Source organism: Amphritea pacifica (assembly GCF_016924145.1).
Taxonomy (GTDB): domain Bacteria; phylum Pseudomonadota; class Gammaproteobacteria; order Pseudomonadales; family Balneatricaceae; genus Amphritea; species Amphritea pacifica.
Genome location: NZ_JAFFZO010000115.1, coordinates 1 through 478 on the forward strand (window position 1 = coordinate 1; position 478 = coordinate 478).

At 55.2% G+C, this 478-nt stretch carries 1 protein-coding gene; it reads right to left on the reverse strand.

What is annotated here, in order from left to right; translation table 11 throughout:
* Window positions 1-478, reverse strand: a 478-nt coding sequence (locus JW499_RS21655) for a transposase (protein ID WP_463427524.1), incomplete at both ends; no start/stop codon positions are given.

The window sequence follows — 478 nt, forward strand, 5'->3', positions numbered from 1 at the left end:
TTCAGGTAGTCTTCAATACGCGTGCTATGGCCGATAACGGTGGCGATATGTATGCCTTGCGGTCGCATCAGTTGCAACCAGTGATCGGTATCAATCCCGAGCCTGGCGAGTATCGGCGGGGTATCCGCTGCAATATAACCCCGCTTGGTGGGATGAATCGCCCGCCCGGTATAATCAACCAACTCCAGATAGTCATGCAGGTCATAGCTGATCGCCGCTGTTTCAGCCTGCCGGGGATCAAAGCGTTTGAGTGTTAATGCGGTGGCTTCTTGCTCCTGCGGGGTATCTATCCGCTGTTTGACTGAGGTAAATGCCGATTGCTCGGGCGTCTCGGCGATGCCTGCTCGTATCGGGTTAAGGTCAACATACGCCATGCAGCTCAGTAGTGCCTGCTCGTCCAGCAAGGCCTGGCTCTTAAAACGCGCTTCCCAGAAATGCCCCCGACAGCTATCCTCCTGATTGGCTCTACGGGCGATAT